Below are 4244 nucleotides of genomic sequence, written 5' to 3'. Positions count from 1 at the left end.
GTTCCCGGGCCTTGTACACACCGCCCGTCAAGTCACGAAAGTTGGTAACACCCGAAGCCGATGGCCTAACCACCTTGTGTGGGGGGAGTCGTCGAAGGTGGGACTGGCGATTGGGACTAAGTCGTAACAAGGTAGCCGTACCGGAAGGTGCGGCTGGATCACCTCCTTTCTAAGGAGCTAACCATTATTGGTTGCCCATGCTGGACACGAGTGTTGTCCGGGTGGGTTGCTCATGGGTGGAATATCAATGGACTCAATACCGGAAAACGTGCTGGCTGATGCTGGTGCGGGGTATTGGCTGTGGCCGCGTGGTGCTTGGGCATCTGCTAGTACGCATTGCGAGGGGTTTTCTTCTTGCGGTGCTGGAATGCGGTGTGTGGGTGTTGTGTGGTTTGTATGGTTTGGCATGCTGTTGGGTTTTGAGGCAACAAGCCTCCTTTCCTGGTGAATGGTTGCCGGGGTTCTTCCTGTGGGGAGGGTCCTGGTGGTGTTCGCTTGGGTGAGGGGTTCTTGGTGTTTCGGTGTTTGTCCTGTGTTTGCTGCAAGGATGTCCTGTTGGATTGATGCTGGCCTTTGGTTGGTGTTGGTTTTGGGGTGTTGTTGCGGGGGTGCGGGGTTGTTGTTTGGGAACTGTATAGTGAACGCGAGCATCTTGCAGATGAGATGAGCTGGGTAGTCCTTTTCCTTGGATTGCCTGGTGTTGGAGTCTTGTCTGCGTGATTTTGTTAGATTGTTTTATTGCTCATATCTTTTGACTTTGATGTTGTGTTGAAGTTTTTAAGGGCGCACGGTGGATGCCTTGGCATCAAGAGCCGATGAAGGACGTGGGAATCTGCGATAAGCCTGGTGGAGTCGATAACCGGACGTTGAGACCAGGATTTCCGAATGGGGGAACCCCGCACCATGTTATGTGGTGTGACCTGCAGCTGAATGTATAGGCTGTGTGGAGGGAACGCGGGGAAGTGAAACATCTCAGTACCCGCAGGAAGAGAAAACAACAGTGATTCCGTTAGTAGTGGCGAGCGAACGCGGATGGGGCTAAACCGGTTGGTGTGTGATAGCGGATAGGCGTTGCATCACCGGGGTTGTGGGGTCGGCATGTACCAGCGCTATCTTGCTGGTGGGATGAGGTGCAGGCGTATAGGTGAATCGGTTGGAATGCCGGACCATAGAGGGTGATAGTCCCGTAGGTGTAATGCGTGTCTGCCGTTCTAGTGTTGATACCCGAGTAGCACGGGGCCCGTGAAACCTTGTGTGAATCTGCCAGGACCACCTGGTAAGCCTGAATACTACTTGATGACCGATAGTGAATCAGTACCGTGAGGGAATGGTGAAAAGTACCCCGGGAGGGGAGTGAAATAGTACCTGAAACCGTGCGCTTACAATCCGTTAGAGCTGGGGACTTGTTCCCTGGTGATGGCGTGCCTTTTGAAGAATGAGCCTGCGAGTTAGTGTTACGTCGCGAGGTTAACCCGTGTGGGGAAGCCGTAGCGAAAGCGAGTCTGAATAGGGCGTTTGAGTGGCGTGATCTAGACCCGAAGCGAAGTGATCTACCCATGGCCAGGTTGAAGCGCGTGTAAGAGCGTGTGGAGGACCGAACCCACTTCAGTTGAAAATGGAGGGGATGAGCTGTGGGTAGGGGTGAAAGGCCAATCAAACTTCGTGATAGCTGGTTCTCCCCGAAATGCATTTAGGTGCAGCGTTGCGTGTTTCTTGCTGGAGGTAGAGCTACTGGATAGGCGATGGGCCCTACAAGGTTACTGACCTTAGCCAAACTCCGAATGCCGGCAAGTGAGAGCGCAGCAGTGAGACTGTGGGGGATAAGCTTCATAGTCGAGAGGGAAACAGCCCAGAACGCCAACTAAGGCCCCTAAGCGTGTGCTAAGTGGAAAAGGATGTGGAGTTGCTGTGACAACCAGGAGGTTGGCTTAGAAGCAGCCACCCTTGAAAGAGTGCGTAATAGCTCACTGGTCAAGTGATTCCGCGCCGATAATGTAGCGGGGCTCAAGCACACCGCCGAAGTTGCGTCATTCAAATATTAACCTGGTTTCGATTGGGTGTTTGGATGGGTAGGGGAGCGTCGTGTGGACGGTGAAGTCGCGGTGTAAACCAGCGGTGGAGGCCACACGAGTGAGAATGCAGGCATGAGTAGCGAATGACGGGTGAGAAACCCGTCCGCCGAATGATCAAGGGTTCCAGGGTTAAGCTAATCTGCCCTGGGTTAGTCGGGACCTAAGGCGAGGCCGACAGGCGTAGTCGATGGACAACGGGTTGATATTCCCGTACCGGCGAAGGACCGCCCATACTGAGCTGTGGATGCTAACCATGATTGACGCTAGCTGTTGGTGCCTTCGGGTATCTTGCTGGTTGATGTGGTGGGAACCGATGCAGTGAGGTCAGCGTATTAACAGGTGTGACGCAGGAAGGTAGCCGAGCCAGGCAATGGAATTGACCTGGTCCAAGGGTGTAGGAAGAGTGGTTGGCAAATCCGCCGCTCATATATTCTGAGACCTGATAGGCGCCCCGTTTTCGGGGTGATTCGGTGATCCTATGCTGCCTAGAAAAGCATCGGCGCGAGGTCCAAGTCCGCCCGTACCCCAAACCGACACAGGTGATCAGGTAGAGAATACTAAGGCGATCGAGAGAATCATGGTTAAGGAACTCGGCAAAATGCCCCCGTAACTTCGGAAGAAGGGGGGCCTGCCCCGTGATGAGAACTTGCTTCTCTGATGCGGGTGTGGGCCGCAGAGACCAGGGGGAAGCGACTGTTTACTAAAAACACAGGTCCGTGCGAAGTCGCAAGACGATGTATACGGACTGACTCCTGCCCGGTGCTGGAAGGTTAAGAGGACTGGTTAGCAGTAATGCGAAGCTGAGAATTTAAGCCCCAGTAAACGGCGGTGGTAACTATAACCATCCTAAGGTAGCGAAATTCCTTGTCGGGTAAGTTCCGACCTGCACGAATGGAGTAACGACTTCCCCGCTGTCTCAACCATGAACTCGGCGAAATTGCAGTACGAGTAAAGATGCTCGTTACGCGCAGCAGGACGGAAAGACCCCGAGACCTTTACTATAGTTTGGTATTGGTGTTCGGTGCAGCTTGTGTAGGATAGGTGGGAGACTGTGAAGCTTGGACGCTAGTTCAGGTGGAGTCATCGTTGAAATACCACTCTGGCTGTACCGGTCACCTAACTTCGGACCATGATCTGGTTCAGGGACAGTGCCTGATGGGTAGTTTAACTGGGGCGGTTGCCTCCTAAAATGTAACGGAGGCGCCCAAAGGTTCCCTCAGCCTGGTTGGCAATCAGGTGTCGAGTGTAAGTGCACAAGGGAGCTTGACTGTGAGAGTGACAGCTCGAGCAGGGACGAAAGTCGGGACTAGTGATCCGGCGGCACCTCGTGGAAGGGCCGTCGCTCAACGGATAAAAGGTACCTCGGGGATAACAGGCTGATCTTGCCCAAGAGTCCATATCGACGGCATGGTTTGGCACCTCGATGTCGGCTCGTCGCATCCTGGGGCTGGAGTAGGTCCCAAGGGTTGGGCTGTTCGCCCATTAAAGCGGTACGCGAGCTGGGTTTAGAACGTCGTGAGACAGTTCGGTCCCTATCCGCTGCGCGCGTTGGAAATTTGAGAAGGGCTGTCCTTAGTACGAGAGGACCGGGACGGACGAACCTCTGGTGTGTCAGTTGTACTGCCAAGTGCATCGCTGATTAGCTACGTTTGGAAGGGATAACCGCTGAAAGCATCTAAGCGGGAAGCCTGCTTCGAGATGAGATTTCCATGCACCTTGAGTGTGAGAGGCCCCCAGCTAGACCACTGGGTTGATAGGCAGGATGTGGAAGCAAGGACTAAAGACTTGTGTAGCTGACCTGTACTAATAGGCCGATGACTTTCAACACACAATAAAACAATATTTGAACTGATGATTTCAATGCTGTTCGCGTTCACTATGCGGTTACGAGACAACAACCTCTAACCAATAAATGCAAGATGAGTTACAAGACTTTGTAGCACCGGAAAACATTGACCAGGAAACGTTTTGGTTTGTGTGCTTCGTGATTGTTACGGCGGTCATAGCGTGGGGGAAACGCCCGGTCCCATACCGAACCCGGAAGCTAAGGCCCACTGCGCCGATGGTACTGCACTCGTGAGGGTGTGGGAGAGTAGGTCACCGCCGGACTTAACTTGAGTAGATGGTTTGAGGCCCTGGTACCGTTTGGTGCCGGGGCCTCACCTGTTTAAC

The 4244-nt window shown here is 53.6% G+C and carries 3 rRNA genes; all 3 read left to right on the top strand.

Features of this window, described 5'->3' with window-relative positions:
* Positions 1-169 (top strand): 16S ribosomal RNA (locus ACI2JZ_RS18355); the annotation flags it as partial.
* 598 nt (positions 170-767) lie between these two features.
* Positions 768-3900: ribosomal RNA gene (locus ACI2JZ_RS18350) — 23S ribosomal RNA — on the top strand.
* A 164-nt stretch (positions 3901-4064) separates the two neighbouring features.
* Positions 4065-4181 (top strand): 5S ribosomal RNA (rrf, locus tag ACI2JZ_RS18345).
* Positions 4182-4244: the final 63 nt, after the last annotated feature.

This window comes from Microbacterium sp. NPDC087868, assembly GCF_044900755.1.
GTDB classification, from domain to species: Bacteria; Actinomycetota; Actinomycetes; order Actinomycetales; family Microbacteriaceae; genus Microbacterium; species Microbacterium galbinum.
The sequence above is the reverse complement of the archived record's forward strand: the minus strand, read 5'-3'. Positions and strand labels throughout refer to the sequence as shown.